The organism is Pseudomonas sp. (assembly GCF_050739995.1).
In the GTDB taxonomy this organism is placed as follows: Bacteria; Pseudomonadota; Gammaproteobacteria; order Pseudomonadales; family Pseudomonadaceae; genus Aquipseudomonas.
In genome coordinates this window covers 1-12,793 of the sequence record NZ_JBOICG010000746.1, presented here as the reverse complement: position 1 = coordinate 12,793, position 12,793 = coordinate 1, and the positions used below count along the sequence as shown (strand labels likewise).

Annotated in this window: 15 protein-coding genes; 5 read left to right on the top strand and 10 right to left on the bottom strand. The window is 59.7% G+C overall.

Annotated elements, in window-relative coordinates; translation table 11 throughout:
* Positions 1–474: TetR/AcrR family transcriptional regulator C-terminal domain-containing protein (locus tag ACRESD_RS25350; protein WP_431753411.1), on the top strand; the 474-nt coding region annotated here is incomplete at its 5' end.
* A 124-nt stretch (positions 475–598) separates the two neighbouring features.
* On the opposite strand, the gene ACRESD_RS25345 is transcribed toward ACRESD_RS25350, so the two are convergent.
* A complete protein-coding gene (locus ACRESD_RS25345) occupies positions 599–1,381 on the bottom strand; it encodes a class I SAM-dependent methyltransferase (RefSeq protein ID WP_431753410.1) in 783 nt (260 codons plus the stop codon).
* 96 nt (positions 1,382–1,477) lie between these two features.
* Between ACRESD_RS25345 and ACRESD_RS25340 the strand changes: the two genes are divergently transcribed.
* Positions 1,478–2,098: an energy transducer TonB gene (locus ACRESD_RS25340; RefSeq protein ID WP_431753409.1), complete on the top strand. Its 621-nt coding sequence runs from the start codon at positions 1,478–1,480 to the stop codon at positions 2,096–2,098.
* A 1-nt stretch (position 2,099) separates the two neighbouring features.
* On the opposite strand, the gene ACRESD_RS25335 is transcribed toward ACRESD_RS25340, so the two are convergent.
* From ACRESD_RS25335 to ppc, 6 genes are all read right to left on the bottom strand, one after another.
* Entirely contained in the window at positions 2,100–2,927 is an 828-nt protein-coding gene (locus ACRESD_RS25335) for an isocitrate lyase/PEP mutase family protein (protein WP_431753408.1), read from the bottom strand.
* Positions 2,928–2,955: 28 nt separating this feature from the next.
* The gene (locus ACRESD_RS25330) at positions 2,956–3,816 is read right to left on the bottom strand and encodes a DUF72 domain-containing protein (RefSeq protein WP_431753407.1); all 861 of its coding nucleotides are present in this window, start codon (positions 3,814–3,816) and stop codon (positions 2,956–2,958) included.
* The gene (locus ACRESD_RS25325) at positions 3,816–4,118 is read right to left on the bottom strand and encodes a hypothetical protein (protein ID WP_431753406.1); all 303 of its coding nucleotides are present in this window, start codon (positions 4,116–4,118) and stop codon (positions 3,816–3,818) included. Before ACRESD_RS25325 ends, ACRESD_RS25330 begins: the two co-directional genes overlap by 1 nt.
* 160 nt (positions 4,119–4,278) lie before the next feature.
* Entirely contained in the window at positions 4,279–4,965 is a 687-nt protein-coding gene (gene tsaB, locus ACRESD_RS25320) for a tRNA (adenosine(37)-N6)-threonylcarbamoyltransferase complex dimerization subunit type 1 TsaB (protein ID WP_431753405.1), read from the bottom strand.
* Between the two features lie 90 nt (positions 4,966–5,055).
* Positions 5,056–5,703: an adenylate kinase gene (gene adk, locus ACRESD_RS25315; RefSeq protein WP_431753404.1), complete on the bottom strand. Its 648-nt coding sequence runs from the start codon at positions 5,701–5,703 to the stop codon at positions 5,056–5,058.
* Between the two features lie 282 nt (positions 5,704–5,985).
* The gene (ppc, locus tag ACRESD_RS25310) at positions 5,986–8,613 is read right to left on the bottom strand and encodes a phosphoenolpyruvate carboxylase (protein WP_431753403.1); all 2,628 of its coding nucleotides are present in this window, start codon (positions 8,611–8,613) and stop codon (positions 5,986–5,988) included.
* A 184-nt stretch (positions 8,614–8,797) separates the two neighbouring features.
* Here ppc and ACRESD_RS25305 point away from each other — a divergent pair, with 184 nt between their 5' ends.
* From ACRESD_RS25305 to ACRESD_RS25295, 3 genes are all read left to right on the top strand, one after another.
* Positions 8,798–9,142, top strand: coding sequence for a pilin assembly protein (locus ACRESD_RS25305; protein WP_431753402.1), 345 nt, complete (start codon positions 8,798–8,800; stop codon positions 9,140–9,142).
* Positions 9,143–9,424: 282 nt separating this feature from the next.
* On the top strand, positions 9,425–9,850 hold the full coding sequence (locus ACRESD_RS25300; protein ID WP_431753401.1) for a DUF4398 domain-containing protein: 426 nt from the start codon (positions 9,425–9,427) through the stop codon (positions 9,848–9,850).
* Positions 9,851–9,905: 55 nt separating this feature from the next.
* Positions 9,906–10,691, top strand: coding sequence for an OmpA family protein (locus ACRESD_RS25295; protein ID WP_431753400.1), 786 nt, complete (start codon positions 9,906–9,908; stop codon positions 10,689–10,691).
* A gap of 29 nt (positions 10,692–10,720) precedes the next feature.
* Here the strand turns inward: ACRESD_RS25295 and ACRESD_RS25290 are convergent, their stop codons facing one another.
* From ACRESD_RS25290 to ACRESD_RS25280, 3 genes are all read right to left on the bottom strand, one after another.
* Positions 10,721–10,897: a hypothetical protein gene (locus ACRESD_RS25290; RefSeq protein WP_431753399.1), complete on the bottom strand. Its 177-nt coding sequence runs from the start codon at positions 10,895–10,897 to the stop codon at positions 10,721–10,723.
* A 537-nt stretch (positions 10,898–11,434) separates the two neighbouring features.
* Positions 11,435–11,761 carry a hypothetical protein gene (locus tag ACRESD_RS25285; protein ID WP_048720026.1) on the bottom strand — a complete coding sequence of 109 codons (327 nt, stop codon included), beginning with the start codon at positions 11,759–11,761 and terminating at the stop codon, positions 11,435–11,437.
* On the bottom strand, positions 11,758–12,663 hold the full coding sequence (locus ACRESD_RS25280; RefSeq protein ID WP_431753398.1) for an alpha/beta hydrolase: 906 nt from the start codon (positions 12,661–12,663) through the stop codon (positions 11,758–11,760). Before ACRESD_RS25280 ends, ACRESD_RS25285 begins: the two co-directional genes overlap by 4 nt.
* Between the last annotated feature and the right edge of the window lie 130 nt (positions 12,664–12,793).

Here is a 12,793-nt window from a genome sequence, read left to right as displayed (position 1 = left end):
GTGTACAGCCACTTCACCGACAAAGAAACCCTGTTTACCGCCGCCGTGGTCGCCAAGTGCGAAGAACAATTGCCGGTGATGTATTTCGAACTTCCGGTCGGCATACCGGTAGAGACTGTGTTGCTGAATATCGCACGGGGGTTCCATCGCCTGATCAACAGCGCAGAGTCGGTGAACCTGCACCGGCTGATGATGACCACCGGCAATCAGGACGTGAAACTCTCACAGATCTTCTTCGAAGCCGGCCCCATGCGTATGCTCCAGGGGATGGAACGCCTGCTGAGCAAGATCGACCAGAGCGGCGCCCTGAGCATCGACAAACCGTTTACGGCAGCCGAGCACTTCTTCTGCCTGCTCAAGGGGACGGCGAACTTCTGCTTGCTGTACGGCTGCGGCGGGCAGTTGAGTGAGGACGCCGCCGAGGCGCATGTGCAGGATGTGGTGGGGTTGTTTATGCGCGCTTATCGGGCCTGAGGCCTTGTGTTGTCTGGGCTGACGCTATTGCAGGCAAGCCAGCTCCCACACTTGAAAGTATTCACAAATCAAAAATGTGGGAACTGGCTTGCCTGCGATGAGGCCCTAAAGGCCACTAAAACACTCAGCCCTTGAGCGCTTTCTTCGGGTAGATGTCATACCGGCTGGACTTCCCATCCAACGCATGGCTCGGCTTCGGCCCCTCAATACAGGGTGCCTTGCGTGGGCGCTTGACCACCACGCGGTGGCTGGCCAAGGCCAGTGCCGCTGCGAGCAACGCCGGTGCGTCCGGATCATCACCCACCAAAGGGCGGAACAGGCGCATTTCCTTCTTCACCAAAGCGGTTTTCTCACGATGAGGAAACATAGGGTCCAGGTAGATCACCTGGGGCGGCTCGCCTTCCCAGTTGAGCATCACGTCGATGGAGTTGCCCTTGAGCAACTTCATGCGTGCCACGATCGGCGCAACCTCGAAATCATCCGCACCACGCGCCAAGCCGTCTTCGAGCAAGGCGCCGATCAACGGTTGACGCTCGATCAGGCTCATCTCGCAGCCCAGGCTGGCCAGCACGAACGCGTCCTTGCCCAGGCCTGCCGTAGCGTCCAGCACCCGTGGTCGTACGCCTTGGGCAATGCCCACCGCCTTGGCGATCATCTGCCCGCTGCCACCACCGTATAAACGCCGGTGTGCCGCACCACCCTCGACAAAATCCACACGCACCGGCCCCGGCGCGTCAGGCCCAAGCTGTTGCAGTTGCAGGCCTTGCTCCCCCACTTGCAGGGAAAAGTCCGCCTCCTCCAGCTGCAAAGGCAGGCCAAGCTGCCCAGCCCACTGCTCGGCACGCGCCTGGAAACCTTCGGCCAAGGCCTCGACCCGAATGCGGCTGGCCGCTGGTTGTTCGCTCATCAATCGCTACGCTCAAAAATATTAAGGATCGGCCAACAGCGGCCGATAAAAACAACAGTCAGGTATTTTGCCAGAGCTGAGCGTCGACCGAGAAAAATGTCAGACATTCTTCCCCTAACCATCGGTGTACTGCCGACCCACAACCACTACGGCCTGCGCAATACTCAAGCGCTGGCCGGGGTGAGTCATGTGTGGCAGGACTTCTTCGCCCGTGCGTTGGCCGAACAGCTCGGTGACTCGCCGGACGCGCTCGCCGCCAAGGCACCTGCACCGCTGGACCCTGCGGTAGAGCCCAGCGAAGGCGCCGACCTGCTGTCGCAGATCCTCACCCAGCGTGAGTGCGATGTGAAAGACACCGAGATCGCCCCGCCTGAACCGCTGTTCCTGCCTATCGCCGAATTCGAAACCGAGTTGCTACCACCGGCTGCCACTCCGTTCCCGCCGGAAGAAATTGTCGCCCAACAGCGCCAGCAGAATTTCGAAAGCGGCTGGGTTCGCCCGATCGTGTTGAATGCCGGCCAACCTCTGCCCGAACCAGGTCCGGCGCCGGAACCACACCCGCTACACCTGCCGATTGCCGAGTTCGAACTGGACCTGCTGCCGCCACCTGCCACGCCGTACCCGGCCGAAGAACTGGTGGCACAACAGAAGGCATTGGACTTCGACTACCACTGGGCGCGCCCATTGATCCTCAACAACCTGCGATTGGCCGCCTGATTCAACCCTTGAAAAAACCATTGGCCTGGCTGAACGGCATCTTGCGTTCGGTGAAGTCGAACGTGCCCAGCTCATACACTTCCTGCGCTGCCCGATAGAACTCGCCATACGCCGCCAGAGCCAAGGCCGAGCCAACGCTGATACGCCGCACACCCATGGCGCTCAGCTGCGCCACACTCAGCTTCAAGCCCCCGGACATCAACACATTCACCGGCTTGGGTGCGACGGCCTTGACCACCGCCAACACCTCTTCGGCACTGCGCAAAGCCGGCGCATACAACACATCGGCACCCGCTTCGGCATAGGCTTGCAGACGGCGAATGGTGTCAGGCAGATCCAGGCGACCATGCAGGAGGTTTTCCGCGCGGGCCGTCAGCGTAAAGGCAAAGGGCAAGCTGCGGGCAGCCGCGACAGCCGCTTCCACGCGCTCAACCGACAAATCGAACGGGTAGATAGGGTCGACGGCGACGCCAGTGGCGTCCTCGATGGAGCCACCGACGATGCCTGTGGCCGCCGCCCGCAAGATAGTCTGGGCACAGCCTTCTGGGGTGTCGCTGAAGCCATTTTCCAGATCGGCCGCTACCGGCAGCGAAGTCGCCCGTACGATGGTTGAGGCATTGCCGAGCGTATCTTCCAGGGAGAGCGCGCCTTCCGCATCCGGCCGCCCGAGGCTGAACGCGAACCCGGCACTGGTAGTGGCCAAGGCTTCGAAGCCAAGACTGGCAAGCATGACGGCGGAACCGGCATCCCACGGATTGGGCATCACGAACGCACGATCACGTTCATGCAGGGCCTTGAAGTGTTCGGCGCGAAGGGCGTGAGCATCCATGACTGACTCCTGTCGGAAAGAGGGAGTCTTAGAGTAACCCCAGTTGCTCCGCCACGGGTTCTCGATGCAGCGTCGGCAAGGGTGGCAAACCGGGCAGCCGCACCATCAGTTTGTCGTGAAAGCGCAGCGCCAACTGAGCGGCCAGGCGGTTATCGGAGGTGTGCAGGAACACGTAGGGCGTGCGCCCTTCTTCGATCCAGACGGCGATCTTTTCAACCCATGGGATCAGGAACGGGTCATTGGCTTCCAGCTCTGGATGGCCGATAAACCGCACTTGTGGAAACTGAGTGAGCGCCGCCGGGCGTGGTGGCACCTTAGGTTTTTTTGATTGGGCATGCAGCACCGCATCCGAGGTAGAGGTGCAACTGAACAAGGCGCGGGGATCGAGACAGATGCGCTCTACACCGCGGTCGCGCAACAGGCGGTTGAGCATTCGTTCGGCATCCCCCTTGGCAAAGAACGCCTGATGACGCACTTCTACCGCCAGTGGACGCTCCAAACTGTCGATGAAACCGGCCAGCTCGCCCAGGCGTTGTGGCGAAAACGTCGCGGGCAATTGCAGCCACAGCGGCGAAACGCGCTCGCCCAGCGGACTCATCAGGCCGACAAAACTTTCCGCCGCCGGCAGCTGCTCGCGCAAGTCGCCGCCGTGGCTGATATCGCCGGGGAATTTGGCGGTGAAGCGAAAATCCGCAGGCATGACTTCAGCCCAACGCTGCACAGTGGCAGCCGAAGGTCGGGCGTAAAAGGTGGTGTTGCCTTCAACCGCGTTGAAGACCTGGGAATACAGGGAGAGGTAGTCACCGGAACGGGCGTCGGCCGGGTACAGGTAGTCACGCCAAGCGTTTTCGCTCCAGGAGGGACAACCAATGTAGTAAGGCAAACGCATCAGATATGGATATCGAGACCCAGCACTTCCATGTCCCATTCGACAAAGCCGGCGGTGGTCAGGTAGCTGGCCAGGGCGGTGGCGACGCTTTTGCTCATGGAGCGCGGAAAGACCATGTCTTGCTGGCGGGCGGGAAGACCGCCGATGCGCGAGCCTGCAGAACCCTGGGCGTTGGACGGCGAGTCGGACTGCACCTCGATGAAGTCCGGCGAATCCTCGACACCATCGTCTACCGTCGCGTTCGCCTTACGCGGCTTGCGCTTGATCGGGTAGGACTGTGAGGAGAAGCCGTCTATACGCATACATGCAGACTCGGTATCAATGATGGCAATTTAGCGGCACTTTCCATGGTGCGCAAATGCTCTGGTGATAACTAGAACACATAATTTGTAAAAGGTTTACAAACCCCATCAAATTCTGACGATTGGCGAAATTTGCCGTCGAATCCCCACAATTTTGACGTCAAATAATCCCGCGTTCGGCCTTGGTCTGCGCGACTTTATCACGCAGGTAAACCGGTGCCGCTTGATCGGCCGGGATCGCTTCGCCCCGTTCGAATGCGAAGCGCGCCAAGGTCAGCAAGTCTTGCGCATGGGGCAACATATCCGCCGCCTGGCCGACGGTCTGCACACCGATACGCTCACCATAACCCCAGCCGGTGCCGGCACCGAACCAGTCGCCCTCAGCATCACCGGGCAGTACGGACGCTTCCGGTGCCTGCACGGCTTCGACACCGACCAGGCGCATTTCCCCGGCGGTTTCGCGGTAGCAACCCCAGTAGACTTCATCCATCCGCGCATCAATCGCCGCCGCGACCTGGGTGGCACCGTGTTCGCGCAATGCACGCTGGGCCAGCACCGCGAGGTTGGAGACCGGCAACACCGGACGCTCCAACGCAAATGCCAGGCCCTGCACCACACCGATGGCAATACGCACGCCGGTAAACGCGCCGGGGCCACGCCCAAAAGCGATGGCATCCACGGCGGAAAGCGTGGTGCCCGCCTCTTCAAGCAGTTGCTTGATCATCGGCAACAGCTTCTGTGCATGCAGGCGCGGGATCACCTCGTAGTGGCTCGTTACCTTGCCATCGTGCAGCAAGGCAACGGAGCAAGCTTCAGTCGCGGTGTCCAGGGCCAGCAGGGTGCTCATCGGTGTAGGTGTCCAAGTCGAAAAAAAGTGCGCCAGTATAAACAACAACGGCCCGCAAGCGGGCCGTTGTACATGAAGCTGATCGTTGAATCAGCTCAGAGCCTGCAACACCTTGGCGGTGATGGCTTCTACCGAACCCACGCCAGGGATATGGCTGTACTTCGGTTTGCCTTGGGCTGCGGAGAGCTTCTGGTAGAAATCCACCAGCGGCTTGGTCTGGGAATGGTAGACCGACAGGCGATGACGCACGGTTTCTTCCGTATCGTCCTTGCGTTGCACCAGGTCTTCGCCGGTGACATCGTCCTTGCCTTCAACCTTCGGTGGGTTGTAGATAGTGTGGTACACACGGCCCGAGGCTTCGTGCACGCGACGACCCGCGATACGTTGAACGATCTCTTCGTCTTCAACGGCAATTTCAACCACGGCATCCAGCTCAACGCCGGCTTTCACCAGGGCTTCAGCCTGGGGATTAGTGCGCGGGAAGCCGTCGAACAGGAAACCGTTCTTGCAGTCTTCCTGGCTGATGCGTTCCTTGACCAGGTTGATGATCAGGTCATCGGAGACCAGGCCGCCGCTGTCCATCACGCTCTTGGCGATCAGGCCCAGCTCGGTGCCGGCCTTGACGGCAGCACGCAGCATGTCGCCAGTGGAGATTTGTGGAATGCCGAACTTTTCAGTGATGAACTTTGCCTGAGTACCTTTACCGGCCCCGGGAGCTCCCAGCAGAATGACGCGCATTGATGTGCTCCTCAATTTTTTATATAGAGATGACGCTCGGATTCACCGCGTGGGGGCAAATCTCGTAGAAATAGGATTCGGACCGCCCAAACGGCCAAAGGCTGATCAAGATACACAGCAGGCCTTAACCACACAAGCCGCCAAAAGTCGCAGCAACCCGCGCCCGGCATGCGTCATAGGCCCGGTAAGCCTGAGTGCTACCTGCCCCCATAAACGCCAACCGCCCTTTCCAGGGCGGCCCGCCATGTTTATTCGCAAGCCTTTGAGAACACGCGAAAAACCTCAGCCGGTGTTGCGCAAACCCGCGGCAATACCGGCCACGGACACCAGCAGCGCCTGTTCCAGAGGGCTGTCTTGCGCAGCTTCCTGCTGACGGGAACGTGCCAGCAACTCGGCCTGCAACAGGTGCAGAGGGTCAAGGTAGGTGTTGCGCAGGCGGATGAACTCCAAGGTGTCAGGGCTATGGGCCAGCAGTTGCGACTGGCCGGTCAGGCCAAGCACCACATTGCACGCCTGCGACAATAGGTCGCGTAAGTGCACACCCAATGGCAGCAGGTCTGGCTGCACCAGACGCTCGTCATAGAGACGGGCAATGTCGGCATCGGCCTTGGCCAGCACCATTTCCAGCATGTCGATACGCGTGCGGAAGAACGGCCACTGCTCGCGCATCTGCCCCAGCAACTCACCTTCACCGCGTTCCAGTGCCTTGCTCAATGCCGCTTCCCAGCCGAGCCAGGCCGGTAGCATCAAGCGGGTTTGGGTCCAGCCGAAGATCCATGGAATAGCGCGCAGGCTTTCAATGCCGCCCGCACGTCGCTTGGCCGGACGACTGCCCAGCGGCAGGCGCCCCAGCTCCTGCTCCGGGGTGGACTGCCGGAAATACTCAACAAATTGCGGATTTTCCCTCACTACGGCGCGGTAAGCACTGACACCGTCTGCCGCCAATTCATCCATCAAATGACGCCAGGCAGGCTCAGGTGGCGGCGGCGGTAACAACGTGGCCTCCAGCACCGCCGCCAGGTAGAGGTTGAGGTTTTGCTCGGCAATGTCCGGCAAGCCGAACTTGAAGCGAATCATCTCCCCTTGTTCGGTCGTGCGGAAGCGCCCCGCCACCGAACCTGGCGGCTGCGACAGAATCGCCTCGTGAGCCGGACCGCCGCCCCGGCCGACGGTGCCGCCGCGACCGTGGAACAACAGCAGTTCCACCTGCTGCGCACGGCAGATCTCCACCAGACGTTCCTGCGCTCGGTACTGCGCCCAGGCGGCTGCCGTGGTGCCCGCATCCTTGGCCGAATCCGAATAGCCAATCATCACTTCCTGCGGGCCTTGCAAACGCGCCCTGTACCCCGGCAGCAGCAACAGTTTTTCCATGACCGGCCCGGCGTTATCCAGGTCGGCCAGGGTTTCAAACAGGGGCACCACACGCATCGGGCGTTGTACGCCAGACTCTTTGAGTAGTAATTGCACCGCCAGTACATCCGACGCGGCACCCGCCATGGAGATGACGTAGGAGCCCAGCGATGCGGCAGGTGCGGCAGCGATTTCCTTGCAGGTATTCAACACTTCAGCGGTATCCGCCGACGGTTTGAAGTAACCCGGCAGCAGCGGTCGACGATTGGCCAGTTCCTTCATCAGGAAGGCGATGCGCACCTCTTCGTCCCAGTCCTCGTAACGGCCAAGGCCCAGGTAATCGGTGATTTCAGTCATGGCCGCCGAATGGCGACTGGAGTCCTGGCGCACATCGAGGCGCACCAGGAACAAGCCGAATGTCACCGCACGACGCAGGCAGTCGAGCAGCGGCCCATCAGCGATGACGCCCATGCCGCACTCATGCAGCGACTGGTAGCACAACTCCAGCGGCTCCAGCAGATCACGATTGTTTTGCAGCACCTCGGCGCTGGCCGCAGTGGCCGCGCTCAACGAGGTGTGCGCCCACTGGCGCGTGGCACGCAGGCGTTCACGCAGTTGCTTGAGCAAGGCGCGATAGGGTTCGACACTGTCCCCAACCTTGGCTTGCAACGCCGGGCTGGCGTGCTGCATCGACAGCTCCGAAGCCAGGTGATCGACGTCACGCAAATACAGATCCGCCGCCATCCAACGTGCCAGCAGCAACACTTCACGGGTGACCGGCGCGGTGACATTGGGGTTACCGTCACGGTCCCCGCCCATCCACGAGGCAAACCGAATCGGCGCCGCCTCCAAGGGAAGATGCAAACCGGTGGCGGCGAATAACGCCTTGTCGGCCTTGCGCAGGTAATTGGGGATGGCTTGCCACAACGAATGCTCGATCACAGCGAAGCCCCATTTGGCTTCATCCACCGGTGTGGGCCGCACACGACGGATCTCCTCGGTGTGCCAGGCTTCGGCGATCAGCCGTTGCAGGCGCTCGCGGATCTGCTCGCGCTCGGCGCTGGTGAGGTCACGGTGATCCTGCAGCGCCAACTGCGCGGCGATCGCATCGTATTTCTGGATCAGGGTACGGCGCGCCACTTCGGTCGGATGGGCCGTGAGCACCAATTCGATCTCCAACCGCGCCAACTGGCGGGCCAGGGACTCGTCGCTGTGGCCTTCGCGTTGCAGGCGAGCCAGCAACTCCGGCAGCACGCGGGATTCGAACGGCGCTGGCTGCGACTCATCGCGCCGATGAATCAGTTGGTACTGCTCGGCGATGTTGGCCAGGTTGAGGAACTGGTTGAAGGCGCGTGCCACGGGCAACAGTTCGTCTTCCTGCAACTGGTTAAGGCTGGCGCTCAATTCATCGCCAGCCCCTCGGCGATCCGCCTTGGCGCCTTTACGGATCTGCTCGATCTTGTCGAGAAAACCATCACCGTATTGCTCTCGAATGGTGTTGCCCAACAGCTCACCCAGCAGGTGAACATCCTCACGCAAGCGTGCATCGATATCACTCATCAGCCAATCTCCAGCCAGAAATCCGGGACGCGCAGGGATTCCAGAGTGCCGCCGGCATCCGTTTCTGACAAGACTTTAAACCTTGTGAGTTGCAGCTAGTCTCAACTATGAGTCGCGACGTTACCCACGCCAGCGGCTGGTCACTCATCAGCGCCTGCCACCCGCAGGCTTAATTGAGGTTGCCATGAAAATTCGAGAACTGGCCCAGCAGTGGGAAGAGACCGCCAAGGGTCGCCTGACCAAAACCGAGTACGCGATCCATTTGGATGTGGAGTCCGCCGCAAGACTGGCTGCCATCACTGAGATGTACCCTAAACGCCACCCCGAAGAACTGCTCGGAGAATTGATAGGGGCCGCCCTGGAAGAACTGGAAGCCAGCTTTCCGTACATCAAGGGCAAACACGTGATTGCCACCGATGAAGAGGGCGACCCGTTGTATGAAGACGTCGGCCCTACACCGCGCTTTCTCACGTTATCCCGGCGCTATTTGCATGATCTGTCAGCCAGTGCCGACGAACAGAAGCACTGACAAACATTCATAAATCCCATTAAAACCCAGGTACTCCGGGCCTTTCAGAGGCCCGGCGTACCGCTGTGCGAGGCGAAAGTTCCGTCTTTTAAACATTGACCAATCAGTCGAATATTTTTTTAGGCAAATCGCCATCTTCTCTGAACTTTTAAAAAAAGCCTTCGGTCACAACCAGTAAGCCATCACTTGGAACGGCCGTTTGAAAGGGCATTTCGTGCTTTACCGCCGGGCCCCTGGCGCTGACCAACGAAGTGGATTTTGAAGTTTTTCAGGAGTTATCCAATGGAGTTGAAGACGATGAAGACCAGCACTGCCAAATCCTCGTTTAACCACCTGCGCGGGCTCAAATTGGCCGCTCTGGCAATCGGCACCAGCTTCGTCCTGGCGGGCTGCGCAGGCAACCCTCCGACCGAGCAATACGCGGTGACTCAATCGGCGGTCAATAGCGCAGTCAGTGCCGGCGGCACCGAATTCGCGGCTGTGGAAATGAAGTCGGCCCAAGACAAGCTCAAAGCAGCCGAAATCGCTATGCACGACAAGGACTACAGCAAAGCGCGTCAGTTGGCCGAACAAGCTGAGTGGGACGCTCGCGTTGCAGAGCGCAAGGCTCAGGCTGCCAAAGCCCAGCAGGCCGTGAAGGATTCCCAGAAAGCTGTCCAGGAGCTGCGTCAGGAAGGCATGCGCCCGGCAGTTATCAAGCAGCAATAAGCTGCCGCCCCTGATTGCATTGCACCCGATATCGAATTGAAAGGACGACACGATTATGCGTAAACAATTGATGATCCCTGCCCTGTTGGCGATGAGCGTTGCTCTGGCGGCCTGCTCCACCCCGCCGAACCAGAACCTGGAAAACGCCAGAACCAACTTCTCGGCCCTGCAAGCCAACCCGCAAGCCACCAAGGTCGCGGCGCTGGAAACCAAAGACGCCAGCGAATGGCTGGACAAGGCAGAGAAAGCCTACCGTGACAAGGAAGACGAGAAGAAAGTCGACCAGTTGGCCTACCTGACCAACCAGCGCGTGGAAGTGGCTAAAGACACCATCGTGCTGCGTGAATCCGAAGCCAAGCTGAAAAACGCGGGTGACGAACGTGCCAAAGCACTGCTGCAAGCCCGTGATGCGCAGATCAAGCAACTGCAAGACAGCCTGAACGCCAAGCAGACCGACCGTGGCACCCTGGTGACTTTCGGTGACGTGCTCTTCGCCACCAACAAGTCCGACCTGAAATCCAGCGGTCTGGTAAACATCACCAAGCTGGCGCAGTTCCTGCGCAATAACCCGGACCGTAAAGTGATCGTCGAAGGCTACACCGACAGCACAGGTTCCGATTCGTACAACCAGAGCCTGTCTGAGCGTCGTGCCGCGTCGGTACAACGTGCACTGGCTCAACAAGGCGTGGATATCTCGCGCATCGTGACCCAGGGTTACGGCAAGGAATACCCGGTTGCCGACAATGGCAGCGTGTCTGGCCGTGCCATGAACCGTCGCGTTGAAGTGACTATTTCCAACGACAACCAGCCGGTCAAGCCACGGTCTTCCATTGCTAACTGATTGATTGGCGCTGGATAAAAAAACCCACCTCACGGTGGGTTTTTTTTCGGTTCGTCAAACTGGACAGTACGGTGCGTATCTTCCTCCGGCATCTTTATCTTCGAGCCGACATCATTATCCGCAAGCGTGGGAGCATGTTGCTGGTCTTCTTTCTCCTGAGCGTATCTGCGCTCCAGCGCCTCATGCGCCCTGACCATGTCCAGCATGTTGCGTATCGCAGCAATAGTTATCGCCACTTTCTCGGCCCCGATCTGTATAAGTCACACCGCTTTCTGTGGCTTCGGACGCACGATGGTTCCAGCTAATCACGTCACTGAGGTGAGGGGAATTGAATCTGTCCACCACCGCTACCAGATCCAGCCCCCTGTCCACCGCCTCCTGCACCTGGGTTCTGCGGGGTACCCTGGCCGGCAAGTTGTTTCTGAAGTGCTTCCAGCTCCTCTTCTTCAGGACTTTTCCCCGCACCTTGGGAGCCCCCGCCCCCCTGGGAGCCGCCTGCGCCTTGGCCTTTTTGCTGCGCAATCTTGGCCATTAACTCTTCGATACGCTTCATGAGGTCGTTCGAACCACCGGACTGCTGTCCAGCTCCCACGCCCCCAAAACCACCCTGAGGAGAACCAACTTTATTAACCATATGTGACTCCAAATTAAGTGACAGAACGAACTGAACCAGCACTGCCGTTCAGTTCGAAATCTGTGGTAACTCACTCAAAATGGTTCCAGCTTTTCCGACACGCTCAATCCTACTGTTCCAGTTGCGGTGTCTCCTGCCCCATGCAACGCACCGCCTGCTTCTTGTTGTTCACCAGCACGCCGCTGAGTCCCTTCTGCTCGGTGTCGAACATCACCAACACGCCATCGACGCACTGCGCCACTTGTGCCGCCGGAGTCAGTGAGATCTTGTAATCCTCGCCAGGCACGGTCTTGAGCATGGTGAAGTCGCTGAGCAGCAGTGCATCTTCCGGCTTGGCGAAATGCAGATAACCGTAGAACCACAGGCACCCGACGGTGCCGATGATGGTGCCGATGCCGGTGAGGATCAGCGGGATCATGTTGCGTTCTTCACTCATTGCGGGCTCTCTGATGAATCAACTTTAGGAATCGGATAATTCGGAATCTCGCCCAAGCGGCGCAGGCCGTTGAAGTGTTGCGGGTCATCCAGGTAACGCAGCATCACGGTTTGCCAGGTCTTGTCGGCAAAGGTCTGCACATGCTCGCCACGGGTCAACTGCAACACACGCGGCGGCGGCGCGACCTGATACAAGCGGATACCGTTGACCAGCGGCACAATCGGATCATCCAGGCTATGGAACAACAGCTTGGGCACACCGGTCAGCGCTGGCATGGCGTTGATCGCGCTGTCCGCATCGGGCACCAGCCAAGACAGGGGCACTTGGAACGGCCATGTTAACCAGGAGGTGCTCAAGGCGAATTGCCCTACGTCACGATAACTGGCGGGCACGCCATCCAGCACCAGGGCCTTGAGCCGGAGCTGGCGCTCCGGGTGTTCGGCCAGGTAATGCACCGCCAGCGCGCCGCCCAGGCTTTGCCCGAGAACCACCACAGGCTGGCCCTGGGTTTCAGGGGCTTGGTCGAGCCAATTGAAGGCCGCATCGAGATCCTGGTAGATCGCTGGCAATGACGGCTTGCCTTCCGATAACCCGTAGCCGCGGTAGTCCAGCAGTAACACTTGATAGCCCTGCTCCGGCAACCACCAGCTACCGCCGAGGTGCCAGGCCAGGTTGCCGCCATTACCGTGCAAGTGCAGCACCGTGCCCTTGAGCGGCACGCCGGCCTTGGCCGGCAACCACCAGGCGTGCAGCTTTACACCGTCGGCGGTGGTGAGGGTGACGTCACGGTATTGCAGGTGCGCTTTGTCCGGCGTGAACGGCAGGCCGGGCTCGGGGTAGAACAACAGCGAGCTACAGCCGTTCAGTGCAAGCAGCAGGCATAGAATGCCGAGGATTCTCATCCGTTGAAGCCTCGCGATTTAGCGAAAATTTCCAGACTCGTCGAGATTCAAATGTGTGTGAGCTTGTGTGGGAGCTGGCTTGTCGAATCGTCGCACCGCTGCGATGGCATCACCGCGGTGTGACTAACAC